The organism is Duganella sp., from assembly GCF_039595735.1.
GTDB lineage: Bacteria > Pseudomonadota > Gammaproteobacteria > Burkholderiales > Burkholderiaceae_D > Rugamonas.
Genome location: NZ_JBCNLB010000017.1, coordinates 23160 through 49047, shown reverse-complemented (window position 1 = coordinate 49047; position 25888 = coordinate 23160). Strand labels below are relative to the sequence as shown.

The following is a 25888-nucleotide window of genomic DNA, read 5'->3' as shown; positions in this document are numbered from 1 at the left end:
TCAGTTTTTGCCGCGCACGAAGGCGCTGTACCATTCACCGCTCTGCTTGACGATGCGGCGTTGCGTCGGGTAGTCGATATAGGTCAGGCCGAAGCGGCGCAGATAGCCTTCCGCCCATTCAAAGTTATCCAGCAGGCTCCAGGCGAAGTAGCCCTTGATCTTGCCGCCGGCCGCAATCGCGTCGCGCATGGCGGCCAGGTGACGGATCAGGTAATCGCGGCGCGCGGTGTCGGTGACGGCGCCGTCCGCGCCGAGATGGTCATCATAGGACGAGCCGTTTTCGGTGACGTACAAATCGCCGGTCGGATAATCACGCGCCACGCGCTCCAGCAGCGTAATCAGGCCTCCCGGCGAGACTTCCCAGCCAAAATCGGTGCGCTGGCGGTCCTGCGGATAGACGATGCGGGTGCGCAGCGGATATTCATCCGGCGCGTCCACCACCACTTCCGGGAAGTAGTAGTTCACGCCGAGGAAATCGCACGGCACGGCGATGGCTTCCATGTCGCCGGCCTCGATCGCCGGCGCGTCCTTGCCTACCAGCGCCAGCGCCTCCGCCGGATAGCCGCGGCCATACAGCACGTCCAGGAACCAGCGGTTGCGCAGCGCGTCGTGGCGCGACACGGCGGCGATATCGGCCGCGCTGCCGCTGGCCGCCTTCACCGGGTGCAGGCTGAGTGCAATGCCCACCTTCGCGCCAGGCACATTGGCGCGGATCAGCGGCACGGCGCGCCCGTGCGACACCAGCACGTTGTGGCAGACCTGCAGCGCCAGCGGCAGCGACTTGTTGCCCGGCGCGTGCATGCCATCCCAGTTGCCGTGCATCGCCGTGCACCATGGCTCGTTGTGCGTGATCCAATGCTTGATGCGGTCGCCCAGGTGTTTGGTGATCACATCGACGTACTGCAGATAGGCGTCAATGGTGGCGCGGTTGTTCCAGCCGCCCTGATCCTGCAGGTACTGCGGCAAATCCCAGTGATACAGCGTGCACCATGGCTGCAGGCCGCGCGCCAGCATGCCGTCCACCAGCTTCGAATAAAACGCCAGACCTTGCGCGTTCGGCGGCGCGTCCACGCCGTTGAAGATGCGCGTCCACGCGATCGAAAAGCGGTACGCGTTCAGACCCATGGACCGCGCCAGATCGAGATCCTCCTCCCAGCGGTGGTAGTGGTCGCAAGCGACTTCGCCGGTGGAGCCGTCGCGGATCTTGCCCGGCGTGGCGGCAAAGGTGTCCCAGATCGACGGCACGCGGCCATCAACGGCGGCGGCGCCTTCAATCTGGTATGCGGATGTGGATACCCCCCAGAGAAAATCGCTGGCAAAGTCGGAGCGCTTGATCGCCGTAGGCAGGTCAGTAAGAATCATGGTCATGGTTTTATTTGGCGAAGGGAGTAGGCGGTACGGTGGCGTTCATCCATTTGATGGCGGTTTGCTGCGGCTGATACGGCACGCTGCCGTACAAGCGGAACAGGTTTTCGATCTCGGCCAGCGAGGCCTTGGTGAAATCGAGTTTGGGTATGGCGGCGCCGGGCGCGTTGGTCACGAGGCCCCAGGTGCCCTTGCCCTGCCCGCCCTTGTTGGTCAGGACCTTCCAGGCCCACGCGGTCGAGGCCCAGCCGTTGGCGACATAAGTGTCGTAGGTGACGCGCATGACTTGTCCGCCATGCTCGGCGCCGATGAAGGCCCACGGCTGGAATTCACCGACGAAGAAGGCGGTGTTCAGTGCTTCCAGTTTGCTCTTCCATTTGCAAACGTTGTCACCTGCGCCCACGCATTGCAGCCAGCCCTTGTGCACGGCCAGTCCCGGTTTGCCCCAGCCGAAGTGGCCGGGATACGGATGCATTTCGAAGGCGACGTTGCGCATGCCGTGATCGGACGGTTTGCCATAGGCGTCTATGCCTTTGCTATGGCCCGGCAGGATGATCACATGGTTCTGGTCTATTTCGCGGATCGCCTTGTACAGCGTGCCCATGACCACGGCCAGATTTTCCGGCGTGGTGCCCCAGGGCTCATTCAGGATGCTGTAGCCGGCCACCGCGCCGCGGTCCTTGTAGCGGGCGGCAATCTGCTGCCACAACCAGATGGTACGTTCCTGGTATTCCGGCGTGTCCCAGTATTGGTTCTTGCCGGCGCAGCCGCTGTGATGTTCCCAGCCCTGGCTGCCGACCGCGCCATGCAGGTCGAGGATGACGTAGATGCCGCGCTTCTCGGCTTCATCGATCACGCTGTCCAGATACTTCCAGGCGTCGGCGCGCAAGTGACGTGGATTCTTTTCGTCTTCCACCACGCTATAGATGAACGGCAGGCGCACCAGATTCAGATTCATCTTCGGCAGCAGATCCCAGTCGCGCTGCCTGATCCAGTTATCGCGGAACAGACTATATAAACGCTGGCGTTCTTCGTAGCCAAAGCGCTGATCGAGTACCGCTTCCAGCTTGCACTGGTCGTCCACCGCCTTGGTCTCCTGCCCCATCATCCAGAACTCCTGGATCAGGTAGTTGCCCAGATTGACGCCGCGCAGCGCCGGTTGTTTGCCATCGGCCGTCAGCCATCGGGTGCCTTCGGTATGCAGCATGGGCAAGGAGGTCTGCGCCTGGGCTGCGCCAGCCAGCAGCAGAACGGTACTGAGCCATCGTTTTATGAACATGCGATCTCCAGCATGGAATCGTTTCCAAGTCACTTTAAAAAAAGAGCATGCGACCATCGCGTGCTCTTGATCTTTACTTCTTTTTACTCTTCAGCGGCGCCAAAGAGGCGCGTTCTGCAACATGCAGGCGGTACTCGCGCTCCACCGGCCGCTTTAATTCATAGCAGCGGTTGAGCAGATAATTCAGCCCGTTCAGGGTCATCTCGCTCCACGGGATATGCACGCTGGTCAGCTGCGGCGCGGTGAATTCCGCGCTGTGCGTATCGTCGTAGCCGAGCACCGACACCTGCTCCGGCACTTTCACACCGGCCTTCTGGAACATCGACAAGGCCCCTACCGCCATCTCATCATTGGCGCAAAATACCGCCGTAAATTCTTCGCCCGACTGCAGCAGCTTTTCCGCGCACGCCAGGCCGCCTTCCGGTGTGAACTCGCCATCGGCCATCCACATCTTGCGCGTATCGATGCCGGCCGCTTCCAGCTCCGCCTTGAAACCGGCGATACGCTGCTGGTTGTCGGGCGCGGCCGCGCGGCCCGCGATCACCGCGATCTTGCGGTGGCCCAGATCCAGCAAGGTACGCGCCGCCAGGCGCCCGCCAGCTTCGTGATCCACCGTGAAGCACTGCTCCGAGATGCTGGCGAAATCCTGGTTGATCACCACCACCTTGGACTGGAACGGCCCCAGCGCCACAAAGTCCTCGTCTTCCATCGCATTGCTCATCACGATCAGGCCGTCGCTGCCGCGCTCGATCAGGAAATTCACGCCCTCGATGGCCTGGTTGCGGGCGTCGCCATCGCCAACGCCGAACGCCACCACCATGTTCAGCCCCGCCGCCCGCAGCGCCGTGTAGATCGACTGCAGGATCGGCGTGTAGAACGTCCCGCTCAGGTACGGGATGTACACGCCAATCATCTGCGAGCTGCCCGACAGCAGCGAGCGCGCCGCGTGCGATGGCCGGAATTCCAGCTGCTCGATGGCCTTGCGCACTTTCTCCGTCGTGGATTGCGATACCGATCCCTTGCCGCTGATGACGCGCGAGGCGGTGCCCAATCCCACGCCCGCCAGCCGGGCTACGTCTTTGATGGTTGCCACGAGTCCCCTTATCCGTTCTGTCTATGCGGCGGCAAGGATAACGCGCCCCCGTCAATCTTGCAACGCCGAGGCAATCCCCTTCTGCGCCTTCTCCACCGGCATGCGGGTGTTCCAGAAAGTGGTCAGCACATCCTGCAGCGCGCCGTTCTGGTCGGGCGTCAGGAACACCTCGATCATGCCCACCGCGCGCGTTTTATCCTTCAAAATCGCCATGCCGGCCTGGGCGCAAATATCCATGCCGGAGGTATCGACATCGCTCAAAATCGGCAGCGAACCCTTGATCTTGTTGAACTCCAGCTGCGCGCCCGGCGTCAGCATGGTGGTGGCCAGCAGCTTTTGCGCGCGCACCGCGTCCGGCTGGCTGGTTTTCGGGAACACGAAGGCATCGCCCTGGATCAGGTAAGGCACGTTGGCGCCGAGGCCGGGAATGCAGCCGAAATCCTTGCCGGCGCTTTGTCTGGCGGCGGCGAATTCCCCCTTGGCCCAGTCGCCCATGATCTGCACGCCGGCCTTGCCGCTGATGAGCATGGCGGTGGCGTCGTTCCAGTTGCGGTTGGGCGAACCGGGGTCCACATAGCTTTGCAGGCGCTTGAAGGCCAGCAGCACTTTCTTGAACGCCTCCGAATTGACGGCCTTGGGATTGCGGTCGCGCAGCACCTGCAGGTACAGCTCCTTGCCGCCGACGTTGGCCAGCATGGCCTGGAACAGGATGTTTTCCTGCCACGGCTGGCCGCCATGCGCCAGGCCGATCAGGCCGGCGGCTTTCAGCTTGTCCAGCGCGGCAAACAGCTCGTCCGGCGTGGCCGGCTCCTTGACGATGCCGGCCTTCTTGAAGGCGGCCTTGGAATACCAGATCCAGGTCGACATGTGGATGTCCACCGGCACCGCATAGAAGTGGCCCTTCACCTTGATCACATCCAGCACCGGCTGCGGCATCAGCTGGTCCCAGCGGTCGCGCACGGCGATGTCGTCGACATTGTTGAGCGAGCCCTGGTCGATCAGGTCACGGAACTGCTTGGTGGTGTTGAACTGCGCCGCCGTGGGCGGATTGCCGCCGACGATGCGGTTGATGGCCACGGCCTTGGCCTGGTCGGCGCCGGCGATCGCGGTATCGCCCCAGACGCCGCCGGCGGCGCGGTAGGCGTCCGCGAACTTGCGCACCGCCGCGGATTCACTGCTGGAGGTCCACCAGTGCATCACTTCCGCCTTGGGCGCGGCGGCGCCATGCACGGCGCCGGCGGCGCCCAGCGCCAGTGCGGTCAGCAAGGTTCCTGCCAGGCGCTGCGCGCCGATGGTGTGTTTGTCCATCCAGTCTCCGTTATGGTCGGTCTTCCCCCGATACTACCGCCTTTGCGCCGACAAAAAAACCGGCGCCGCCCAAGGCGCCGGCAACTTCGCGGGGCGAAGAGACGAGGGTGAGATTGGAAACGTTACCAATCTGAGGAGAAATATAACACTCCTTCTTTTTGAGTGTCAACGAAAATGGCGGCTGGCGCCGCCATTCTTTACGCATCCAGCGCCAGCACGCGCAGGCGGTGGCCGTCGCGGTCCAGCGCGACAAAGGTGTAGCCGAAATCCATCGCGGTCGGGCGCTGGGCGATGGCCAGCCCGCGCGCCGACCAGTCGGCATACATGTCGTTGACCACGCTGCGGTCCGGCACGGCAAAGGCCAGCTCGCTGCCGCCGCCATGGGCCAGCACCTTGGGCTCGGCGGTGTGGCGCGACCACAGGCCCAGCTTGAGGCCGGACGGCAGCACGAACAGCACAAAGGTCGGGCCGCTTTCCACCGGCTGCAGGTTCAGCAAGTCGGCATAAAACGCGCTGCTGGCGGCAGGCTGGTCAACATACAACAGGACGTAATCCGGGCTCATGTGGTTCTCCGTACAAGGTTGGCAATGAAGCTAGTTTACGGCGCGGCTGTGACAGTTTCTGTCAGGAGTCTGCTTGCGCCGCATCAAGGGTTGATATTTCCTCTTGGATAGAATCGGAGCGGTCAATCCACCGAGGAGATCGCCGCATGCGCCCCGCCCGCCTGCCGCGCCAGCGCGGCGCCATCTTCATCCTGTTTGCCATGATGGTGCTGGCCCTGCTGAGCATGGCCGGGATGGCGCTGGACCTGGCGCTGGCGTACAACCGCAAGGTCGAACTGCAGGCGCTGGCCGATGCTGCCGCGCTGGCCGCCGCGCGCGAACTGAACGGCACCGCGGCCGGCGTCGACAAGGCGGTCGAGGCCGCCGCCAGCGCGGCCGCCACCTACAAGTACCGCTACAACGTGCTGGCCGTGCCATGGTCGGACGCGGCACTGCGCTTTGCGGCCGCGCCCGGCACCGTCGAGGCCGGCTGGATCGACGCCGCCAGCGCCGCCGCCGCGCCGGCCACCCTGCTGTACGCCAAGGTCGATACCGCCGCGCTGGCAGCGCTGGACAGTCACCTCAATCACGTTCCGTCCATCTTCATGCGCGCCCACAGCGGCGCCGGCGCCACCTTGCAGGCCTCGGCACACGCCATTGCCGGCCGCCTGAAGATACCGGTCACGCCGCTGGCCATCTGCGCGCAGGGGCCGGCGCAAGCCTCGCGCGCCAACACCGGCGCCACCGCCTACAACGAGCTGGTGGAATATGGCTTCCGCCGCGGCGTCGCCTACAACCTCATGCAGCTGAATCCCGGCGACACCACGCCGGAGCACTTCCTGATCGATCCGCTGACGCCGCCCGGCCTGCCCGGCGCGCCTGCCAACTTCAGCACTGCCGTGGTGGGGCCGTTCGTGTGCGCCGGCGCCATGCTGATGCCCAGCGTCACCGGCGGCCCGCTCAGCGTGCAGCGCAACTTCCCGCTGGCGTCCCTGTACCTGCACCTGAACTCACGGTTCGACAACTACACCGGCAACCACTGCACGCCCGAGGCAGCCCCGCCGGACAGCAACATCAAGTCCTATCTGTATGCCGGCATCGGCTGGATGAACCCGGCCAGCAGCACGCAGGTGGCGGCGCCGTGGATCAGCGGCACCCGGCTCTGGACCCGCGCCGATCCCCTGCCCGGCGACGCCAGCAACACCGCGCCGCAATACGGCCCGCTGTGGGCCTACGCCCGCGCCGTGCCGTACTCGGCCTACAGCGCCAGTCCGGTCGAGCCGGCCAGCGGCTACGCCACCTTTGGCACCGCCGACTGGTCCAGGCTCTACACGCCCGGACCGCCGGCGGCCAGCGGCTACCCATCCGCCACCGCCGGCGCCACGCCGTACAGCACTGGCGGCGGCGCCTACTTCCAGCCGCCCTCGGCGGCCCATCCGGGCCAGGCACGGCGGCGCGTGCTGAACGTGGCGTTGCTGTCCTGCCCGGTGCCGGCCGGCGCCACCGCCAGCGCCACCGTACTGGGCGTGGGCCGCTTCTTCATGACAGTGCCGGCCACCGCCACCAGCCTGAGCGCCGAGTTTGCCGGCATCGCCCCGGCCGCGTCGCTGGCCGGCGCCGTGGAGCTGCAGCGATGAAGCGCCAGCGCGGCATCGCGGCGCTGGAAATGGCGCTGATCCTGCCCACGCTGATGACGCTGCTGGCGGTGGTACTGTATTACGGCCGTCTGACGCATCACTACGAAGTGGTGCAGAAAGCCCTGCAGGCCGGCACGCGCTACCTGTCCAGCGCGCCGCTGGTGAATCTGAAAACCCCGGCGCTGGCCACGCAGGAAAGCAACCTGACCCAGGCCATCGTCCAGGCCGAGCTGGACACGCTGGGCAGCAGCGCGGCGATCGTGGTGGCCTGCAATGGCGTGCCGTGTGTGCTGCTGAACGGCACCACGCCAACCGAGGTCTCGGTCACCGTGATTGTGGATGTGCCGAATATCTTCCCAGGCTATGTGCAGGAGCTGCTGGAACAGCGGCTCTGGATCAGCCGCAGCGTGCGTTATGTGGGCAACTAGCCGCAAGCCGCAGCGCGGCGCCACCGTTGCCGAGTTCGCGCTGAGCATCGTGCTGTTCCTGGCCGCTTTGTTCTTCGTGATCGAAGCCACGCGCGTGCTGTACCTGTGGAACACCCTGCAGGAAGCCACGCGCCGCGCCGCCTACCTGGCCGCCGTCAGCGACTTCAGCAACCCCGCCGTGATGGACGCGATCCGCCAGTCGGCCGTGCTGCGCAGCGACGCCGGCCATCTGCCGCTGGGGGCACCGGTCAGCGACGCCCATATCCGCATCGACTACCTGTCACTGACGCGCAATGCCGACGGCAGCCTGAACATGACCCCGATCCCGGCCGCCAGCCTGCCGGCCTGCCCGGCGCGCGCCCACTTCAACTGCATTGCCAATCCCAACGGCGCCAGCTGCATCCGCTTCGTGCGCGCGCGGCTATGCGCGCCTGGCACGGACTGCGACGCTGTCAACTATCAGCCCCTGTTCCCTTTGACCGGCATCAATCACGCACTGTCGCAGGCGACTACGATAGCCAAGGCAGAATCGCTGGGCTATCAGCCAGGGAGCACATTATGTCCGTGAAATTTGACCTGGAAAATCCGGAGGCCTACCATTGGCGCATGAATACCGAAGCGCGCATTCAGAAGCTGGAGGCAAACGAGGCCGATATCGCCACGATAAAAGCCAATTACGCCACCAAGGATGATATTGCCGAGCTCAAGGTAATGTTTGCCCATCTGGAGAACCGTTTCTCGGAAACCAGGGCCGAGCTTCGGGCCGACATCAGGACCCACCATGCCGAAACCAATGCCCAGATAGCCGAAACCAGGGCTCAGATAGCCGAAGCCAAGGCATCCATCATCCAGTGGTCGGTGACGGCCATTTTTATTGCCCAACTGCTGCCGGCGCTGCTGAAGCTGTTTTTGCCGGGCTAAAAAAAAAGACCCACCCGCCGAAGCAAGGTAAGTCTTTGATTTTATTGTGTTGGTCGGGGCGAGAGGATTCGAACCTCCGACCCCCTGCACCCCATGCAGGTACGCTACCGGGCTGCGCTACGCCCCGACTAACCGCGCAATTATAGCAGCGGCTTTAAGTATTTGTCATGTTTGCTTTGCGGCGCTAAGATGGGCGGATGGATTTCGTCTCGCTTGAACATGCCGCCGCCCTCGTCGCCCAGGCCGATCTGCTGATCGTGGCCGCCGGCGCCGGCATGGGCGTGGACTCCGGCCTGCCTGATTTTCGCGGCAACCAGGGTTTCTGGAAGGCCTATCCGGCCCTGGCCCAGGCGCGCATGGAATTCACCAGCGTCGCCTCCCCGTCCACCTTCCACGCCGATCCGGCCCTGGCCTGGGGATTTTATGGCCATCGCCTGAATCTCTACCGTGCGACCGCGCCGCATGCCGGCTTCGCCCTGCTGAAGCAATGGGGCGAACGCATGGAGCATGGCTATGCTGTTTTCACCAGCAATGTGGACGGCCAGTTTCAGGCCGCAGGCTTCGACCCGCAGCGCATTTATGAATGCCACGGCTCGATCCATCACCTGCAATGTCTGGAACCCTGCGGTTCACACATCTGGAGCGCGGACGACTACACGCCGCAAGTCGACAACGCGGCGTGCCGCCTGCTGAACGCGCCGCCAACCTGCCCGCATTGCGGCGCACTGGCGCGGCCGAACATTCTGATGTTTGGCGACTGGGGCTGGAACGAACAACGCTCCGCCGCGCAGGAAGCGCGCCTGCATCAGCTGCTGCACCAGGCGGCGCGCCCGCTGGTGGTGGAACTGGGCGCCGGCGTGGCGATTCCTTCGGTACGCCACTTCGGCCAGGCTGTCGTCAGCCACCACAATGGCCGCATGATCCGGATTAACCCGCGCGAACCGCAGGTCGCCAGCCCGCGCGATGTCGGACTGGCGGCCGGCGCCTGTGAAGCGCTCAGCGCCATAGACGCTTTGCTATAAACGGTTTATACCAATTTCACCGTAATCGGCGACAGGCCGGCCACGCGGCCTTCCAGCACCTGGCCGCGCACCACCGCGCCCACACCTTCCGGCGTGCCGCTGAAAATCAGATCGCCCGGCGCCAGCGTGAACAGGGTCGACAGATTGGCGATGGTCTCGCTGATCGACCAGATCAGGTGCGCAATGGTGGAGGACTGTTTGGTCACGCCATCCACATCCAGCTGGATCGCGGCGTTGTTGATATCGCCGGCGTCGGCCGCAGGATGAATCAGGCCGATCGGCGCCGAGTAGTCGAAGGCCTTGCCAATCTCCCACGGACGACCCGCATCGCGCATCTTGAACTGCAGGTCGCGGCGCGTCATGTCGAAGCCGACGGCATAGCCGTAGATGTGCGAAGCCGCGTCCTCCACCGAAATATTGGCGCCGCCCTTGCCGATGGCGACCACCAGCTCGCACTCGTAGTGCAGATTATTGGTCTGCGGCGGATACGGCAGTTCCAGCACGCGGTTCGGCGCGGCCGGCACCACGGCTTGCGCATCGCCCGGTTTGCAGAAGAAGAAAGGCGGTTCGCGGTCCGGGTCGGAACCCATCTCGCGCGCGTGGCCGGCGTAGTTGCGGCCGACGCAGTACACGCGGCGCACCGGGAATAAATCGGAAGTACCGGCGACCGGCAGGCCGACGATATCCTGGGCGGGAATTACGTAGGAAGTCATGATGCTCCTGTAAGCGGGAAGAGACATCAAGCATGGTACAACAGCAGCCGCGCGCGTGCAGCGGCCGGATACATTAGGAGACAAATCAGCTCAGCAGCAGTGCCTTCATGGCGACCCGATACCCTTCCACAAGAGAGTCGCGGTCCATGTTGGGGCGGTGCAGGGCGCGGATCGGCAGCCCGTGGAACAGCGACACCATGGTGTCGATGCGGCCGTCCAGCAGCGCATCATCGACCGGCAAGCCGCGCCGCTCGCGTTCGCGCTTGATAATCGGGCGGAACTCGGCCATCGCCGCCACGTCGGACGCGCGCATCGCCTCGGCAATCTTGGGATTGCGCGCCGCCTCGGCACACATCTCCATCGGCAGCTGGAAGAATTTCGGATCCAGATTCTCATCGATATGGCGCGGCGCCTCGTCGATCATCGACTGCAACGGATCTTCCTTGCTGCTCAGCTCACGCAGCTGCGCCGCCACATGCTCCGATTCCAGGTCGACGAAAGCCATGATGATGGCTTCCTTGCTGTCGAAGTAGTTGTAGATATGGCCGGCGCTCATGCCCGCCTCTTTCGAGATTTCGGCCATGCTGGCGCCATGGAAGCCGCTGCGGGCGAAGCACACCGCCGCCGCCTGCAACACCTGGCTACGACGACTCTGTGCCCGCTCCGGGTCACTGCGCCGTTTCACTTCGGTTTTCATGGAGCGTTCCTGAAATAGTTGTTAAACGGATTATAACGGCGGGCGCACCACAATGCACCCGCCACACCGGTTTAACCACGCGGCTGCGGCAACTCCGGCTGCCAGCCGCCGCCCAGCACCTTGTACAGGGTGACGGCGTTGCTGCTCTTGGCCAGGCGCGTGGTGATCAGGCCTTGTTGGGCCGAATACAACGCGCGCTGCGACACCAGCGCGTTCAGGTAGGAGTCCGCGCCCTTGCGGTAGCGCGCTTCGTTGATGGTGTAGCTCTTCTGCGCAGCATCCACCAGCGCCTGCTGCGACGACATGCGCTCATCCAGCGTGCCGCGCGTGGCCAGCGCGTCGGCCACTTCGCGGAACGCGGTCTGCACCGCTTTCTCGTACTGCGCCACCGAGATGTCGCGGTCCGCCTTGGCGATATTCAGGTTGGCGCGGTTGACGCCCCCATCGAAGATCGGCAGGTTGATGGCTGGCGCGAAAGTCCACGCCGACGAACCCGCCTTGAACAGGCCGGACAAGGTCGAGCTGGCGCTGCCGCCGGATGCCGTCAGCGAAATGCTGGGGAAGAAGGCCGCACGCGCCACGCCGATGTTGGCGTTGGCGGCGCGCAGCGCGCGCTCCGCTTCCTGCACATCCGGCCGCGATTGCAGCAGGTCCGATGGCAGGCCGGCCGGAATTGCCGCCAGTTGCGTCACTTCGGTCAGATCGCCGGTCGGCAGCAGTTCTTCCGGCACGGCGCTGCCCACCAGCAGCGTCAGCGCGTTCTGATCCAGCGCCACTTGCGCGGTGTAGACCGCCGCGTCATTGCGTGCCGATTCCAGCGTGGTCTGGGCATCGTACATGTCGGTGCCTGCCACCACGCCCGAAGCGAAACGCTTCTGGCTCAGGTCATAGCTGGTCTGCTGGCTTTTCAGGGTTTCCTGCGCCAGCTTCAAACGCTGCTGGTCCGCGATCAGCGTCAGGTAAGCGTTGGCCACTTCCGCCACCAGCGTAATCTGCTGCGTGCGGCGCGCCTCCTCGGTGCCCAGGTAGCTCTGCAAGCCAGCCTCGGACTGGTTGCGCACCTTGCCGAAGAAGTCCAGCTCATACGACGCCATCACCAGGCCGCCGTTGTACTGGCGGTTGATGGCGGCTGCGCCGGTGCCGGTCATCGTCGACGGCGTGCGCGCTGCGTTCTGGTTGACGTTGGCCGACAACTTGGGCAGCAGCGCCGCCGTGTCGATGTTGTACTGCGCCTTGGCCTTCTCGATATTCAGCACCGAGACACGCAGGTCGCGGTTGTTGGCCAGCGCCAGCTCGATCACCTTGCGCAGCTTGTCGTCCGCGAAGTAGTCGCGCCACAGGATTTGCGACACCGGCCTGGCGTCGGCAGCGGCAGGCACGCCCTTGTAGGCGTCGCCAGTCGGCCAGGCTTGCGCCACTGGTTGCGCCGGACGTTCATACACCGGCGCCAGGCTGCAGCCGGCCAACAGCGCCAGCGCAGCTAAAGTAAACACAGACTTTTTCATATCAATGCACCTCTACAGTTGCAGGAGCAGCCTTCTTCGGCGCGAAGTAGCCGCGCACCAGCACAAAGAACAGCGGCACGAAGAAGATGCCCAGGAAGGTCGCCGTCAGCATCCCGCCCAGCACGCCCACGCCAATCGCGTTCTGGCTGCCGGAGCCGGCGCCGCTGCTGATCGCCAGCGGCAGCACGCCCAGCCCGAACGCGATGGAAGTCATCAGGATCGGACGCAGACGCAGTTTCACTGCTTGCAGCGTGGCCTGTTTCAGCTCGACGCCCTGCTCTTGCAGCTCCTTGGCGAATTCCACGATCAGGATCGCGTTCTTCGCCGCCAGGCCGATCACGGTCAGCAGGCCGACCTGGAAGTAGACGTCGTTCGACAACTTGAACACGTAGGTGGCCAGTACCGTGCCCACCACACCCAGCGGCACCACCAGCAGCACCGAGAACGGCACCGACCAGCTTTCATACAGCGCGGCCAGGCACAGGAACACGATCAGGATCGAGATCGCATACAGCTGCGTGGTTTGCGAACCGGAGTCGCGCTCCTCGGTCGACAGGCCGGTCCATTCGTAGCCGATACCCGGCGGCAGCTGCGCCGCCAGCTTCTCGACTTCCGCCATGGCGGCGCCCGACGACAGGCCCGGCGCAGGCTGGCCCAAAATCTCGGTCGACGGCAGGCCGTTGTAACGCTCCAGACGCGGCGAGGCGTAAATCCACTGGCCGGTGGTGAAGGCCGAGAAAGGCACCATCTGGCCGTCGGCGTTACGCACGAACCACTTGTTCAGGTCTTCCGGCGTCATGCGCGCTTCGGCCGAGCCTTGCAGGTACACCTTCTTCACGCGGCCACGATCGACGAAGTCGTTGACGTAGGCGCTACCCCAGGCAGTGCTCAGCACCTTGTTCACGTCTTCCACCTTCAGGCCCAGTGCAATCGCCTTCTGCTGATCGACCGTGATCTTGTACTGCGGCGTATCTTCCTGGCCGTTAGGACGCACGCCCACCAGCACAGGGCTCTTGGACGCCATGCCCAGCATCTGGTTACGCGCGGCCATCAGCGCATCGTGACCGACGCCGCCGATATCCTGCAGTTGCAGGTCGAAGCCGCTGGCATTACCCAGTTCCAGCACGGCGGGCGGCGCAAAGGCAAACACCATCGCATCTTTGATCTGCGAGAACTTGCCCATGGCACGGCCGACAATCGCGTTGACGCGGTTGGCCGCGCCCGGACGTTCGGACCAGTCCTTCATGCGCACGAAGGCGATGCCGCTGTTCTGGCCATTGCCGCTGAAGCTGAAGCCAGCCACCGCGAACACCGAAGCAACCGCGTTCTTCTCGTCGTTCATGAAGTGGTCTTCGACCTTTTCAATCACCTTCAGCGTACGTTCCTGCGTCGCGCCGGTCGGCAGCTGGATCTGCGAGAACAGCACGCCCTGATCTTCTTCCGGCAGGAAGGAAGTCGGCAGGCGCATGAACACAAAGGTCAGCACAACGAGGATGATGCCGTACACCGCCAGCGAACGGCCGCCGCGATTCAGGATCGAACCGACAATGCCCTGATACTTGTTGGTGCTGCGTTCAAAGGTGCGGTTAAACCAGCCGAAGAAGCCCTTGTCGCTCAGGTGATGGCCCTTGGCCACCGGTTTCAGAATGGTCGCGCACAGCGCCGGCGTAAAGATCATCGCCACCAGCACCGACAGCACCATGGCCGACACAATCGTAATCGAGAACTGGCGGTAGATCACGCCGGTCGAACCGCTGAAGAACGCCATCGGCACAAACACCGCCGACAGCACCATGGCGATGCCCACCAGCGCGCCGCTGATCTGGCTCATCGACTTGCGGGTCGCTTCCAACGGCGACAAGCCCTCTTCCGTCATCACGCGCTCGACGTTTTCCACCACCACGATGGCGTCGTCCACCAGCAGGCCGATCGCCAGCACCACCGCGAACATGGTCAGCGTGTTGATCGAGTAGCCCAGCGCCGACAGGATGGCAAAGGTCCCCAGCAACACCACAGGCACCGCCATGGTTGGAATCAGCGTGGCGCGGAAGTTTTGCAGGAACAGGTACATCACCAGGAACACCAGGATGATGGCTTCCACCAGCGTCTTTACCACTTCTTCAATCGACAGCTTGACGAATGGCGTGGTATCAAAAGCCACCACCGCTTTCAGGCCGTGCGGGAATTGCTTCTCCAGCTGGGCCACCTTGGCCTTCACCGCGTTGGCGGTATCCAGCGCGTTGGCGCCGGTGGCCAGCTTGATCGCCATGCCGGATGCCGGCTTGCCGTTGTAGCGCGCCAGGATGTTGTAGGTCTCGCTGCCCAGTTCCATGCGGGCGACGTCGCGCAGATGCACGGTGGCGCCGCTGGCGGACGTCTTCAGCAGGATGGCGCCGAATTGTTCGGCGGTTTGCAGACGGCTTTGCGCGGTCACGGTGGCATTCAGCTGCTGGCCCGCCACTGCCGGCAAGCCGCCCAGCTCACCGGCCGAGACTTCGGTATTCTGCGCGCTGATGGCCGACGACACGTCGGCTGGCGTCAGCTGGTAGCTTTGCAGCTTGGCCGCGTCCAGCCAGATGCGCATGGCGTACTGCGAACCGAAGTTGGTGACGTCGCCCACGCCTTCCACGCGCGAGATCGGATCGATCACGCTGGCGGCCACGTAGTCGCCAATGTCGGCCTGCTTCATGGAGCCGTCTTCGGACACGAAGCCCAGCACCATCAGGAAGTTCTTGGTGGCCTTGGCCACTACCAGGCCTTGCTGCTGAACGGCGGCAGGCAGCAGCGGCGTCGCCAGCTGCAGCTTGTTCTGCACCTGCACCTGCGCGATGTCAGGATTGGTGCCGCTCTTGAAGGTCAGGGTGATATTCACGCCACCGGTCGAATCGGACGACGAGGACATGTAGCGCAGACCGTCGATGCCCTTCATCTTTTGTTCGATGATCTGGGTCACGGCGTCTTCCACCGTCTTGGCCGAAGCGCCCGGGTACGAGCCGGTAATCGAAATCGACGGCGGCGCAATGCTTGGATACTGCGATATCGGCAGGCCGAGAATCGCAATCACGCCCGCAAGCATGATCACGATCGCGACCACCCACGCAAAAATCGGGCGATCAATAAAGAAACGGGACATGGGCTATCTCCTTATTGCGCGCTCTTGGCGTTGGCCGGCATGGCGCCGCCGGCGACAGCGGCTGCCGGCTTGGCGGCATTGGCCGGCGCACCCGGCTTCACTTTCTGCACGCCTTCCACGATCAGCAGATCGCCATCGCTCAGACCGGACTTCACCAGCCACTTGTTGCCCAGCGTGCCGCCGGTGACCAGGGTGCGCTGCTCAACCTTGCCTTCCTTGTTCAGCACCAGCGCGGTGGCCTCGCCTTTCGGATTGCGGGTCACGCCCTGCTGCGGCACGGCGATGGCGTGTTCGTTCACGCCCGACTCGATCACCGCGCGCACAAACATGCCCGGCAGCAGATCGTGCCTGGGATTCGGGAACAGCGCGCGCAGCGTGACGTTGCCGGTGCCCGGATCCACCGTCACGTCGGAAAATTGCAGCTTGCCTTCCTGTTCGTATTTGGTGCCGTCCGACAGCAGCAGCGTGACCTTGGCCTGGCCGCCATTCTTTTTCAGGCCGCCGCTTTCGATCTCGCGCTTCAGGCGCAGCATGTCTTCGCTGGTCTGGGTGACGTCGACGTAGATCGGATCGAGCTGCTGCACGGTGGTCAGCGCGGTGGTCTGGTTGGCGGTCACCAGTGCGCCCGGCGTTACCGTCGAACGGCTGATACGGCCGCTGATCGGCGCATCCACGTGGGTGTAATCGAGATTGATCCTGGCTTGTTCCAGCGCGGCGGTGGCCGATTCCACGTCGGCCTTGGCCTGCTCGTGGGCGGCGACAGCGTCGTCGTAATCCTGGCGGCTCACGCCTTCGATCGCCACCAGGTCCTTGTAGCGCGCCACTTTCGGCGCGGCGGCCACCAGGTTGGCCCTGGCCTTGGCCAGCGCGGCCTTGGCCGAGTTGTACGCGGCCTGATAGGTGGCGGCGTCAATCTGGTACAGCGGGACGCCGGCTTTGACGTCGGCGCCCTCTACAAACAGGCGTTTCTGAATCAGACCACTGACCTGCGGGCGCACCTCGGCCACTTGATAAGCGGCGGTGCGGCCCGGCAGTTCGGTGGTGATTTGCAGCGCTTCCTGCGCCACCTTGAATACGCCCACTTCCGCCACCTGCTGCGTGCGAGGTGCTTCGGTCGTGGATTTGGAGCAACCGGCGAGGACGGCGATTGCGGAGAGCATGGCTGCGGCGCCAACGGTGCGCAGCAGCGGTTTTTTGCAGAAAAAGGCTGCCATGGGATGAGCTTTCTGTATAAAAATTAAGCACAGACTATAGAATGAACGATCATTCTAATTAAGTCAAGCAACTTTCTTGTGCAATGCGGCAAGCTTAAGCGTGGCTTAAGGCGGCGAAATTGCCATGGACAAGGGCCCGTGCAAGGGCGGCGGTGCTACAATGAATTACTTTCTTTCTGACATCATTCCGGTCCGCCAGTGCAGCCCATGCTCCCGCCGCCCCCTGCCGCCCGCCCCCGTCTCACCACCCTGGTGACTGTGGGTGTGAGCGCGACGGTGCTGCTGACGGTACTGTCCTTGCTCATCCTGGTCGACCATTTCGCCATTGACTACGCCCGCCGCGAGGCCGAGCAGCGCCTGCAACAGCTGTCCTGGCAAATGCGCGACGCGCTCAACGGCGTGGTGCGCAAGGCCACCAGCGATGTGCAGCTGTTGTCCGAACTGCCGCGTGTGCGCGAAGGGCGCAATCCGGCGGAAGTGCGGCAGGTGCTGGAAAGCCTGCAAAAAACCTTCCCCGACTACGCCTGGATCGGCCTGGCCAGCGCGGACGGCAAGGTGTTCGCCGCCACCCAGGGCGTGCAGGAAGGTGTGGACGTCAGCCAGCGCGACTGGTTCAAGGGCGGCCAGGACCGGCTGTACGCCGGCGATATCCACCCGGCCAATCTGTTGGGCAAGAAGCTGCCGGCCAACACCGATCCCTGGCGCTTTGTCGATGCCGCCGCGCCGGTCGCCGGCCCGGACGGCCAGCACCGCGGCGTGGTGTCGGTGCACATGAACTGGGGCTGGGCGCGGCGCATGGTGCAGACCATTTTTGCCCCGGCCGACAAGCAATACTCGGCCGATATCTTCGTGGTGCGGCGCGACGGCACCGTCATCCTCGGCCCGCCCGGCATGGAGGAACAAAAGATCAGCAGCGAGAGCCTGACGCTGGCCTACAGCGGCGCCTCCGGCGCGCTCAAGGAAACCTGGGCCGACGGCCGCAGCTACCTGACCGGCTACGCCCGCACCGGCAATCCCGCCGATGCGGCCACGCTGAGCTGGGCGATCCTGGTGCGTCAGCCGGAGGAGCTGGCCCTGTCCGGCGCGCGCGCGCTGGAGCGCCAGATCCTGCTGCTGGGGGCCGTCCTCGGGCTGGCGATGGCGCTGGTCGCCGCCGCGGTGGCGCGCCGCTTCACCCGTCCGCTGAATGCCCTCAGCCGCGCCATCGAGCAGCGCCTGGCCGCGCCGGCCACTGCCGCCGCCCTGCCGACCGTGGAGCGCGACGACAGCTATTACGAAGTGCAGGTGCTGTCGCGTGCGCTGAACGACATGCTGCGCAATGAGCAGAACCACGTGGACGAGCTGCGCGGCCTGAATGAAAAGCTGGAATCGGCGGTGGCCGAGCGCACCCGCGAGATCGCCCGCAAGGCGCTGCAGCTGGAACGCGCGCTGGCGCAGGAGCAAACCACCCAGCACCTGCTGCAGGAACGCGCGGCCGAACTGCGGGCGATTCTGGACAACGCCCACGACGCCTTCATCGCGCTCGATCCGGGCGGCGTGGTGCGCGAGTGGAACCTGCAGGCCGAGCAGCTGCTGGGCTGGAAGCGGACCGAAGTCATCGGCCAGCCGCTGGCCGCCATGATGCTGCCGCCGCTGCTGCGCCGCGCCTACGAGCGCGACATGCGCCAGCTGGCCGACAGCGGCGACGGCGCCGCCGCCATGCTGAGCCGCCGGGTCGAACTGACGCTGCACAACCGCGCCGGCCAGGAGCTGCCGGTGGAAGTCTCGCTGGCCTACGTGCCGCGCAGCAGCGGCCACCTGTTCATCGCCTTCCTGCACGACATCAGCGAGCGCAAGTCGCTGTTCGCCTCGATGGAGGCGATGGCGCTGAAAGACACCCTGACCGGCCTGCCCAACCGCCGCGCCCTGATGCAGGCCCTGCCCGAGGCGCTGCAACGCGCCAACCGCCTGCGCCAGAGCTGCGCCGTGTTCTTCCTCGACCTCGACCGCTTCAAGCAGGTCAACGACCGCTACGGCCATGAGGAAGGCGACGAGCTGCTGCGCCAGTTCGCCGAACGCGTGCGCGGCGCGGTGCGCAAGACCGACACCGTCGGCCGCCTGGCCGGCGACGAGTTCGTGATCATCCTCGAAATGCTGCACAGCGATGCCGACGCCCAGGAAGCGGCCGACAAGCTGCTGCCGGCGCTGCAGCGCCCTTTCATCCTGAAGACCGCCACCGTGACCCTCAGCGCCAGCATCGGCATCGCCATCCACCACCCGGACGACCCGCAGGACACCGAAATGCTGCTGAGCCGCGCCGACCGCGCCATGTACCGTCAGAAGCAGCAAGGCATGCAGCTGCGCGCGCGCCGCTAAGTGCGCTATCGAACATCATATTTACCGGCATTCATGTAGTATTTCCCAACATCGGACATTCTGCTTCGGGTCTTACTCATGGAAGAGCAAAACAGCGTTACTACCGACTTTCTATCTACTGGCGTGCCGGGTCTGGACGATGTTCTGGCCGGCGGCTTCACCCGTCACCGGCTCTACCTCGTCGAAGGCGAGCCCGGCACCGGCAAGACCACACTGGCCCTGCAATTTTTACTGGAAGGCGTGCGCCTGGGCGAGTCCACGCTGTACATCACGCTGGCCGAAACCTCGGTCGAGCTGCGCAGCGTGGCCGACTCGCATGGCAGGAACATGGACGGCATCCACATCGAGGAAATCATCCCCGATGAAAAGGCGCTGGACCCGGACCAGCAGTACACCATCTTTCATCCCTCCGAAATTGAACTGAGCCACACCACCCAGCGCATCCTGGCGGCGGTGGACCGCCACCAGCCGCGCCGGCTGGTGCTGGATTCGCTGTCCGAACTGCAGCTGCTGGCGGAAAGCCCGCTGCGCTACCGGCGCCAGGTGCTGGCGCTCAAGCAGTACCTGAGCAGCCGCAACTGCACCTCCATCTTCCTCGACGACCGCACCGCCCTCAGCACCGACCTGCAAGTGCGCAGCGTGGCGCACGCAGTGCTGACGCTGGAACTGGTCGACCAGGCTTACGGCGCCGAACGGCGCCGCCTGCGCGTGGTCAAATACCGCGGCGTGGCCTTCCGCGGCGGCGCGCACGACTACAAGATCGTCAAGGGCGGCCTGCAGATCTACCCGCGCCTGGTGGCCGCGCACTCGCGCGAGAGCGGCCCGCGCCGGCAGCTTTCCAGCGGCATGCCGACCCTGGACGCCTTGATCGGCGGCGGCCTGGAAGAAGGCATGAGCACCCTGATCAGCGGGCCGTCCGGCACCGGCAAGTCCTCGCTGGCGGCGCAGTTCGTGCACGCGGCCACCCTGCGCGGCGAGCGCTGCGCCATGTTCCTGTTCGAAGAGGCGCGCAACAATATGCTGAACCGCTGCCTCAGCCTGGGCCTGAATCTGCCGGAGGCGATCCAGAACGGCCTGCTGACGGTGCAGCAGATCGATCCGGCCGAACTGGCGCCCGGCGAATTCTCCAGCGCCGTGACGACGGCGGTGGAAAACGGTGCGCGCGTGGTGGTGATCGACAGTCTGAACGGCTATCTGAACGCGGTGCCGGACGAACGCTTCCTCATCATCTACCTGCACGAGCTGCTGACCTATCTGGGCCAGCGCGGCGTGGTCAGCATCATCGTTGGCGTGCAGCAGGGCATACTGGGCACCGGCATGAGCAGCTCGGTCGATGCCAGCTACCTGGCCGACAACATCATCATGCTGCGCTACTTCGAGTGCGACGGCGACGTGCAGCAGGCGATTTCCGTGTTCAAGAAACGCGGCAGCGCGCACGAGCGCACCATCCGCCGCTTCTCGGTCGGCAACGGCGGCCTGCAGGTCGGGCCGGTCCTGAAAGACTTCCACGGCGTGCTGACCGGCGTGCCAACCTACCACGGTCCGGCCAATGCGGACCTGCGGGACGATTGAGCGCCATGGAAAGCCGCATCCTGATCTACGCCCCCACCGGCCAGGATGCGCCGCTGGCCGCCAAGGTGCTGGCGGTGGCCGCCATCGACAGCCATGTGTGCGCCACCCTGGCCGAGCTGGGCCAGGAACTGGAGCACGGCGCCGGCGCCGTGTTGACGGTGGAGGAAGCGCTGGCGCCGGGCGGCTTCCAGCTGCTGCAGCACGCCGTGGCGCGCCAGCCGGAATGGTCGGACCTGCCGATCATCCTGCTGACCCACAACGGCGCCGATTCGCCCACCGTGCGGCAGGCGGTGACCGCGCTTGGCAACCTGGCCCTGCTGGAACGGCCGGTGCGCACGCTGACCCTGATCACCGCGCTGCACGCCACCCTGCGCGCGCGCAACAAGCAATATCAGGTGCGCGAGGCGGCGCGCCGCAAGGACGAATTCCTGGCCAGCCTGGGACACGAGCTGCGCAACCCGCTGGCGCCGATCCGCACTTCGGTGTCGCTGCTGACCCACCTGTATCCCAACGCGGCGCCGGTGGCGCGCATCCGCGACATGGTGGAGCGCCAGGTGCGCCTGCTGACGCGGCTGGTGGATGATCTGCTGGACGTGGCGCGCATCACCAGCGGCAAGATCAAGCTGCAGCAGCAGCTGGCGTCGCTGGCCTCGGTGATGAGCCACGTGAACGAGTTATGCCAGCAGGCCGCCGATGCCAAGCGCATCAAGATCGCCTGGCAGCTGCCGCCGCACGAGGTGATGCTCAACGTCGACTATGCGCGCGTGGTGCAGATCTACGCCAACATCCTGTCCAATGCGGTCAAGTTCACACCGCAGGGCGGTCACGTGGTGGTGCGCGCGGCCATCGATGACGGCCAGCTGCTGGTGAGCATCCGCGACGACGGCATCGGCCTCGATGCCGAGACCATCCCGCGCATCTTCCGCATGTTCGAGCAAAGCAACACCGTCAACGGCCAGTTCTCCAGCGGCCTCGGCATCGGCCTGAGCCTGTCGCGCCAGTTCGCCGAGATGCACGGCGGCACGGTGGACGCCTACAGCGAGGGCCCGGGCAAAGGCAGTGAATTCGTGATCCGCCTGCCGGTGCTGAGCAACGATGGCACGCGCGATCCGGTGCCGCTGTCGCAGCAGGAAGGAGCGGATGGCCGCAAGCTGCAGGTGCTGGTGGTGGACGACAATCAGGACGCCGCCGACTCGCTGACCGCCCTGCTGGAGCTGGATGGCTTCGATGCGCGCGCGGTGTACGATGGCGCCTCCGCCATTGCGGCAGTGGAAGCGCAGGCCCCGGACATGATCATCATGGACCTGGGCATGCCGGGCATGGATGGCTACGAAACCGCGCGTGCGATCCGCCAGATCGCCGGCGCCGAGCGCATCCTGCTGCTGGCCCTGACCGGCTGGGGCCAGGGCGATGCGCGCCGGCGCACCGCCGAAGCCGGCTTCGACCATCATCTGGTGAAGCCGGTGGAACTGGAACAAATTGTCCGCCTGGCCGGCGCCCGGCATAACCGCGACCAGGTCCAGGCGGCCCGCTGATTACTGCGGCTTGACGTGGGCGATCGCGCCCAGCAGGTACAGGTCGTTGGTGCCCTCAAAGGCCGAATCGGTGCCCAGCACGATCCAGAACTTGCCATCCTTGTCCGCGGTGAAGGCAATCGCCTCGGCCGACTTGCGGGTGGCCTTGGCGAACTCGGTGCCGCCGCAATCCAGTCCCTCGATGCCCTGCGTGCCCAGCACCTTGCCCTGCTTGCCCGATTCGGCCTGATCGCCGTGGTCAAAGTTCAGGCGATAGCGGCCATCGCTTTGCTTGACCAGTTTCGGTTCGTCCGTGGCGGCCGCCGCCACCATGTAAATGCTCTCGCCGCGCGCGCCGCCCACGCCAAAGCAACCGGTGGCCGCACTGGTCGCATAGCTCATCTCGAAGGTGACGGTGTACTTGGCGTTCGGCACCAGGCCGCTGAACTGGCGCTTGGTGTAGGTGAACACGTCGTCGCTATTGTTGTGCGAGATCAGGTAATAGCCCATGCCGCCCACTGGCGGCGCCAGCTTGGACCAGCCGGCGCCGGTCTCGCTGGGTTCGGTGCCATCGGTGTAATCGGCCACGCCGGCAGTCCAGCCGTCGATGCCTTGGGTGAAGTCGATGGTGATGGTGCTGGCCACCGGCGTGGGCGCCGGTGGCGGTGCGGCTTGTGGTGGCGCTTGGTAGCTGTGGCCGCCGCAGGCGCTCAGCGCCAGCATGGCCGCTGCGGCCAGCGCGCAATACGTGTATTTCTGCATGAAGTTTCCCCTGGTTGTGTGCGACGCTCTCGTGAAGCGCCGCACCGCAGTCTAAAGAAAACTTGTTAAAACAGTTCAGCAATTTGTAACCTGTGGTAAGTTACATTTTCTAACCAATATGATATGGACAGTGGGTTAAAAAAGCATTATTTCCAGTCGCCGCGCAGGGCCGCCACGCGCTGCTTCAGGTCTTCCGGTGTCACATCCTGCGGCGCCACCGGCGCCCCCACCGCCAGCGCCAGACGCGAGCGCAAGCCCTTGTGGAACACCCGCTCAAGCACATCGTCCTTGTTACGGCTGAGCAGATGGCCCCACAGGCCGCGCAGCGCCATCGGAATCACCGGCACCTTGGTGCGCTCGACGATTTTGGCCACCCCGCCCTTGAAGTCATTGATATCGCCGGTGCGGGTCAGCTGGCCTTCGGGGAAGATGCACACCAGTTCGCCTTCGTGCAGCGCCTGGGCGATATCGACGTATGCCTTTTCCATCAGCCACGGATCTTCCTTGGCCGGCGCGATCGGAATCGCACGCGCGGTGCGGAAGATCCAGCCCAGCAGCGGCAACTTGAAGATGCGGTGGTCCATCACGAAGCGGATCGGGCGCGGCGCGGCCGCCATGATGACGATCGCATCGACATAGCTGACGTGGTTACACACCAGCACCGCGGCGCCCTTGGCCGGAATGCGCTCGGCGTCGACCACCTGCACGCGGTGGATGGTGTGGATCAGCAGCCAGGCCAGGAAGCGCATCAGGAATTCCGGCACCAGCGAGAAGATGTAGATCGCCACCACGGCGTTCAGCAGCGCGGTCACCAGGAACAGCTGCGGAATGCTCAGGCCCTGCCCCAGCAGCACGATGGCCAGGCCGGCCGCCGCCACCATGAACAGCGCGTTCAGGATATTCATGCCGGCGATGGTGCGCGAAATGTGGGCCGGATCGCAGCGCAACTGGATCAGCGCGAACAGCGGCACGATGAAGAAGCCGCCAAACATGCCAATCATCAGCACATCAAACAGAATGCGCCACATGCCATGCTGCGCCAGCAGCGCAAACGCATCCAGATGCACGCCCGCTGCCGCCGTGCTGCTGAAGGCCAGGCTGGCAAAATACAGATCGACGCCAAACACTGTCAAACCGATCGAGCCGAACGGCACCAGGCCGATTTCCACCTTGCGGCCGGACAGGCGCTCACACAGCAGCGAGCCGCTGCCCACGCCCAGCGAGAAGATGGTCAGCAGCAGCACGAAGGCGCCGTGGTCGCCGTGCAGGTAGTCCTTGGCGTACACCGGGAACTGCGCCAGCACCAGCGCGCCGTAGAACCAGAACCACGAGTTGCCCAGCATGGACAGGAACACCGTGCGGTTCTTGCGCGAGAAATTGATGTTGCGAATCGATTCGCCGACAAAGTTCCAGCTGATCTTCAGGTCCGGCGCCGGTGCCGGCGAATGCGGAATCCGGTATGCCGCGGCCAGGCCCAGCGCGGCCACGCAGATGGTGGCGGCGGCTTCCAGCATCAGGCCATGCGGCTGCTGCACCACCAGCACCGCGCCCAGCACCTCGCCCATCAGGATGCCGACGAAGGTGCCCATCTCGGTCACGCCATTGCCGCCTATGAGTTCTTCCGGCTTGAGCTGCTGCGGCAGATAGGCATATTTGACGGGGCCGAACAGCGTCGAGTGCACGCCCATGCCGACCACCGCGGCGACCAGCAGCCACAGGTGATGCGTCACCCAGCCGATGCCGGCCACGCACATGATGGCCACCTCCAGCCATTTCACGAAGCGCGTCAGGCCGGACTTCTCGAACTTGTCGGCCAGCTGGCCGGCGGTGGCGGAGAACAGCACGTACGGCAGGATGAACAGGCCGGGAATCAGGTTGGTTACCAGCGACGGCGACATGGTGGTCCAGCTCAGCGCATCGAAGGTGATGATCACCACCAGCGCCGTCTTGAACAAATTATCGTTAAACGCGCCGAGGAACTGGGTCCAGAAAAACGGCGCAAAGCGGCGCTGCTTCAACAGCGAAAACTGATTGGGCTGGCTCATGAGGGACGTATCCGTTCAGGAAAGATTGAGCGGATTATAACCGTAGCCGCAGCGCTGCTGACATGCCGAAAAACAAGTTGGATGCACGAAATCAATCGGTCCGGTTCCCCAACCCATCCTCAGCGCCTGCACGAGCGAACGCGCCGGGGGCGCGAACCGCGGAGCCACGCACGGCGGTAGCCCGATCGAGTATCGCTTCCGCGTCTGCAATCAAGTGACGCCGCTGCAAGCCGTGAAGAAAAGTCGAGGTGGACAGGATCAACACGTTATCTGGCACGCGGACGAGAAAGTTTGCCTTGCGTATGTCGGTATCTTCAAACAATAACAAGCCTGCGTCCATGCCATCCAACTCATTGGCAAGCACTTCGGCTGCGGCCCTCTCGCCGCGATTACGCAGGTGCAAGGCCGGGTTCAAGGCAAGCATTGCGGCAAACTCGGCGAACTCCTCCGTGTGCCGGGTAACCTCAAAATGCACCATATCCGGAATGATCACGCGCGCACCGAGCAGCTTGAGAGTATCCAAAGCATCCGCCACCGCCAGCGTGATCAACGGCCCGGCGTCAGTGACGATCAGTGTAATGCTCATCCGAACACCCGCTGGAACAAACGCTGCTGCGCTTCATTGAAATGGACGCGCGTGTCCACCCGCGGCAGCGGCAAATGGCGCATCGCCATTTCGGACAATATCTCGCCAAACCACAGCCCGGTGGCCCGTTCCAGTTCGCGGCGACTCATGCGTCCTGCGGAGTACGCCGCCAACAATGAATCCAACTTGCTCTCCAT

22 protein-coding genes and 1 tRNA gene are annotated in these 25888 nt (G+C 64.4%); 8 read left to right on the top strand and 15 right to left on the bottom strand.

Going from position 1 to position 25888, the window contains the following annotated elements; translation table 11 throughout:
* From ABDW57_RS22625 to ABDW57_RS22605, 5 genes are all read right to left on the bottom strand, one after another.
* Positions 1-1368 (bottom strand): GH1 family beta-glucosidase, encoded by a 1368-nt coding sequence (locus ABDW57_RS22625; RefSeq protein WP_343732408.1) that lies wholly within the window; start codon positions 1366-1368, stop codon positions 1-3.
* 4 nt (positions 1369-1372) lie between these two features.
* The gene (locus ABDW57_RS22620; protein ID WP_343732407.1) at positions 1373-2644 is read right to left on the bottom strand and encodes a cellulase family glycosylhydrolase; all 1272 of its coding nucleotides are present in this window, start codon (positions 2642-2644) and stop codon (positions 1373-1375) included.
* Positions 2645-2717: 73 nt separating this feature from the next.
* On the bottom strand, positions 2718-3737 hold the full coding sequence (locus ABDW57_RS22615; protein ID WP_343732406.1) for a LacI family DNA-binding transcriptional regulator: 1020 nt from the start codon (positions 3735-3737) through the stop codon (positions 2718-2720).
* Between the two features lie 51 nt (positions 3738-3788).
* Complete coding sequence (locus ABDW57_RS22610) at positions 3789-5045, bottom strand: ABC transporter substrate-binding protein (RefSeq protein ID WP_343732405.1); 1257 nt, start codon at positions 5043-5045, stop codon at positions 3789-3791.
* A gap of 197 nt (positions 5046-5242) precedes the next feature.
* A complete protein-coding gene (locus ABDW57_RS22605; RefSeq protein WP_343732404.1) occupies positions 5243-5608 on the bottom strand; it encodes a VOC family protein in 366 nt (121 codons plus the stop codon).
* A 146-nt stretch (positions 5609-5754) separates the two neighbouring features.
* On the opposite strand from ABDW57_RS22605, the gene ABDW57_RS22600 reads away from it, so the two are divergent.
* From ABDW57_RS22600 to ABDW57_RS22585, 4 genes are read left to right on the top strand one after another with little or no spacing between them, the layout of a single operon-like run.
* Complete coding sequence (locus ABDW57_RS22600) at positions 5755-7224, top strand: pilus assembly protein TadG-related protein (protein WP_343732403.1); 1470 nt, start codon at positions 5755-5757, stop codon at positions 7222-7224.
* Positions 7221-7652, top strand: coding sequence for a TadE family protein (locus ABDW57_RS22595; RefSeq protein WP_343732402.1), 432 nt, complete (start codon positions 7221-7223; stop codon positions 7650-7652). Before ABDW57_RS22600 ends, ABDW57_RS22595 begins: the two co-directional genes overlap by 4 nt.
* Entirely contained in the window at positions 7639-8220 is a 582-nt protein-coding gene (locus ABDW57_RS22590; RefSeq protein ID WP_343732401.1) for a TadE family protein, read from the top strand. Before ABDW57_RS22595 ends, ABDW57_RS22590 begins: the two co-directional genes overlap by 14 nt.
* Positions 8211-8573 carry a hypothetical protein gene (locus ABDW57_RS22585; RefSeq protein WP_343732400.1) on the top strand — a complete coding sequence of 121 codons (363 nt, stop codon included), beginning with the start codon at positions 8211-8213 and terminating at the stop codon, positions 8571-8573. The genes ABDW57_RS22590 and ABDW57_RS22585 overlap by 10 nt, the downstream gene beginning before the upstream one ends.
* A 50-nt stretch (positions 8574-8623) precedes the next feature.
* On the opposite strand, the gene ABDW57_RS22580 is transcribed toward ABDW57_RS22585, so the two are convergent.
* Positions 8624-8700 (bottom strand) — tRNA-Pro (locus ABDW57_RS22580).
* 70 nt (positions 8701-8770) lie between these two features.
* On the opposite strand from ABDW57_RS22580, the gene ABDW57_RS22575 reads away from it, so the two are divergent.
* Positions 8771-9595 carry a Sir2 family NAD-dependent protein deacetylase gene (locus ABDW57_RS22575; RefSeq protein WP_343732399.1) on the top strand — a complete coding sequence of 275 codons (825 nt, stop codon included), beginning with the start codon at positions 8771-8773 and terminating at the stop codon, positions 9593-9595.
* Positions 9596-9600: 5 nt separating this feature from the next.
* On the opposite strand, the gene ABDW57_RS22570 is transcribed toward ABDW57_RS22575, so the two are convergent.
* From ABDW57_RS22570 to ABDW57_RS22550, 5 genes are all read right to left on the bottom strand, one after another.
* Positions 9601-10308, bottom strand: coding sequence for a fumarylacetoacetate hydrolase family protein (locus tag ABDW57_RS22570; protein ID WP_343732398.1), 708 nt, complete (start codon positions 10306-10308; stop codon positions 9601-9603).
* Between the two features lie 85 nt (positions 10309-10393).
* Positions 10394-11005 (bottom strand): TetR/AcrR family transcriptional regulator, encoded by a 612-nt coding sequence (locus ABDW57_RS22565; protein WP_343732397.1) that lies wholly within the window; start codon positions 11003-11005, stop codon positions 10394-10396.
* Positions 11006-11076: 71 nt separating this feature from the next.
* The gene (adeC, locus tag ABDW57_RS22560) at positions 11077-12510 is read right to left on the bottom strand and encodes an AdeC/AdeK/OprM family multidrug efflux complex outer membrane factor (protein WP_343732396.1); all 1434 of its coding nucleotides are present in this window, start codon (positions 12508-12510) and stop codon (positions 11077-11079) included.
* 1 nt (position 12511) lies between these two features.
* Entirely contained in the window at positions 12512-15643 is a 3132-nt protein-coding gene (locus tag ABDW57_RS22555) for an efflux RND transporter permease subunit (RefSeq protein WP_343732395.1), read from the bottom strand.
* Positions 15644-15654: 11 nt separating this feature from the next.
* Positions 15655-16857: an efflux RND transporter periplasmic adaptor subunit gene (locus ABDW57_RS22550; RefSeq protein ID WP_343732394.1), complete on the bottom strand. Its 1203-nt coding sequence runs from the start codon at positions 16855-16857 to the stop codon at positions 15655-15657.
* A gap of 207 nt (positions 16858-17064) precedes the next feature.
* Between ABDW57_RS22550 and ABDW57_RS22545 the strand changes: the two genes are divergently transcribed.
* From ABDW57_RS22545 to ABDW57_RS22535, 3 genes are all read left to right on the top strand, one after another.
* Positions 17065-19212 carry a diguanylate cyclase gene (locus tag ABDW57_RS22545; RefSeq protein WP_343732393.1) on the top strand — a complete coding sequence of 716 codons (2148 nt, stop codon included), beginning with the start codon at positions 17065-17067 and terminating at the stop codon, positions 19210-19212.
* A gap of 78 nt (positions 19213-19290) precedes the next feature.
* Positions 19291-20784, top strand: coding sequence for an ATPase domain-containing protein (locus ABDW57_RS22540; RefSeq protein WP_343732392.1), 1494 nt, complete (start codon positions 19291-19293; stop codon positions 20782-20784).
* A gap of 5 nt (positions 20785-20789) precedes the next feature.
* Positions 20790-22319, top strand: a complete 1530-nt coding sequence (locus tag ABDW57_RS22535; protein WP_343732391.1) for a response regulator — start codon at positions 20790-20792, stop codon at positions 22317-22319.
* Here the strand turns inward: ABDW57_RS22535 and ABDW57_RS22530 are convergent, their stop codons facing one another.
* The 4 genes from ABDW57_RS22530 to ABDW57_RS22515 form a co-directional block, all read right to left on the bottom strand.
* Positions 22320-23060 carry a hypothetical protein gene (locus ABDW57_RS22530; protein ID WP_343732390.1) on the bottom strand — a complete coding sequence of 247 codons (741 nt, stop codon included), beginning with the start codon at positions 23058-23060 and terminating at the stop codon, positions 22320-22322. It lies immediately after the preceding gene.
* Positions 23061-23206: 146 nt separating this feature from the next.
* The gene (locus tag ABDW57_RS22525; RefSeq protein ID WP_343732389.1) at positions 23207-25105 is read right to left on the bottom strand and encodes an MFS transporter; all 1899 of its coding nucleotides are present in this window, start codon (positions 25103-25105) and stop codon (positions 23207-23209) included.
* 91 nt (positions 25106-25196) lie between these two features.
* Positions 25197-25691, bottom strand: a complete 495-nt coding sequence (locus tag ABDW57_RS22520; RefSeq protein ID WP_343732388.1) for a hypothetical protein — start codon at positions 25689-25691, stop codon at positions 25197-25199.
* Positions 25688-25888 carry a hypothetical protein gene (locus ABDW57_RS22515; RefSeq protein ID WP_343732387.1) on the bottom strand — a complete coding sequence of 67 codons (201 nt, stop codon included), beginning with the start codon at positions 25886-25888 and terminating at the stop codon, positions 25688-25690. Before ABDW57_RS22515 ends, ABDW57_RS22520 begins: the two co-directional genes overlap by 4 nt.

Excerpts from the sequence above, each read along its gene's own strand:
- adeC (WP_343732396.1), bottom strand. The coding sequence starts at position 12,510 with ATGAAAAAGTCTGTGTTTACTTTAGCTGCGCTGGCGCTGTTGGCCGGC.
- ABDW57_RS22515 (WP_343732387.1), bottom strand. The coding sequence starts at position 25,888 with ATGGAGAGCAAGTTGGATTCATTGTTGGCGGCGTACTCCGCAGGACGC.
- ABDW57_RS22535 (WP_343732391.1), top strand. The coding sequence starts at position 20,790 with ATGGAAAGCCGCATCCTGATCTACGCCCCCACCGGCCAGGATGCGCCG.
- ABDW57_RS22625 (WP_343732408.1), bottom strand. The coding sequence starts at position 1,368 with ATGACCATGATTCTTACTGACCTGCCTACGGCGATCAAGCGCTCCGAC.
- ABDW57_RS22530 (WP_343732390.1), bottom strand. The coding sequence starts at position 23,060 with ATGCAGAAATACACGTATTGCGCGCTGGCCGCAGCGGCCATGCTGGCG.
- ABDW57_RS22565 (WP_343732397.1), bottom strand. The coding sequence starts at position 11,005 with ATGAAAACCGAAGTGAAACGGCGCAGTGACCCGGAGCGGGCACAGAGT.
- ABDW57_RS22570 (WP_343732398.1), bottom strand. The coding sequence starts at position 10,308 with ATGACTTCCTACGTAATTCCCGCCCAGGATATCGTCGGCCTGCCGGTC.
- ABDW57_RS22575 (WP_343732399.1), top strand. The coding sequence starts at position 8,771 with ATGGATTTCGTCTCGCTTGAACATGCCGCCGCCCTCGTCGCCCAGGCC.
- ABDW57_RS22590 (WP_343732401.1), top strand. The coding sequence starts at position 7,639 with ATGTGGGCAACTAGCCGCAAGCCGCAGCGCGGCGCCACCGTTGCCGAG.
- ABDW57_RS22545 (WP_343732393.1), top strand. The coding sequence starts at position 17,065 with ATGCTCCCGCCGCCCCCTGCCGCCCGCCCCCGTCTCACCACCCTGGTG.
- ABDW57_RS22520 (WP_343732388.1), bottom strand. The coding sequence starts at position 25,691 with ATGAGCATTACACTGATCGTCACTGACGCCGGGCCGTTGATCACGCTG.
- ABDW57_RS22610 (WP_343732405.1), bottom strand. The coding sequence starts at position 5,045 with ATGGACAAACACACCATCGGCGCGCAGCGCCTGGCAGGAACCTTGCTG.
- ABDW57_RS22605 (WP_343732404.1), bottom strand. The coding sequence starts at position 5,608 with ATGAGCCCGGATTACGTCCTGTTGTATGTTGACCAGCCTGCCGCCAGC.
- ABDW57_RS22525 (WP_343732389.1), bottom strand. The coding sequence starts at position 25,105 with ATGAGCCAGCCCAATCAGTTTTCGCTGTTGAAGCAGCGCCGCTTTGCG.
- ABDW57_RS22585 (WP_343732400.1), top strand. The coding sequence starts at position 8,211 with ATGTCCGTGAAATTTGACCTGGAAAATCCGGAGGCCTACCATTGGCGC.
- ABDW57_RS22620 (WP_343732407.1), bottom strand. The coding sequence starts at position 2,644 with ATGTTCATAAAACGATGGCTCAGTACCGTTCTGCTGCTGGCTGGCGCA.
- ABDW57_RS22600 (WP_343732403.1), top strand. The coding sequence starts at position 5,755 with ATGCGCCCCGCCCGCCTGCCGCGCCAGCGCGGCGCCATCTTCATCCTG.
- ABDW57_RS22595 (WP_343732402.1), top strand. The coding sequence starts at position 7,221 with ATGAAGCGCCAGCGCGGCATCGCGGCGCTGGAAATGGCGCTGATCCTG.
- ABDW57_RS22540 (WP_343732392.1), top strand. The coding sequence starts at position 19,291 with ATGGAAGAGCAAAACAGCGTTACTACCGACTTTCTATCTACTGGCGTG.
- ABDW57_RS22550 (WP_343732394.1), bottom strand. The coding sequence starts at position 16,857 with ATGGCAGCCTTTTTCTGCAAAAAACCGCTGCTGCGCACCGTTGGCGCC.
- ABDW57_RS22555 (WP_343732395.1), bottom strand. The coding sequence starts at position 15,643 with ATGTCCCGTTTCTTTATTGATCGCCCGATTTTTGCGTGGGTGGTCGCG.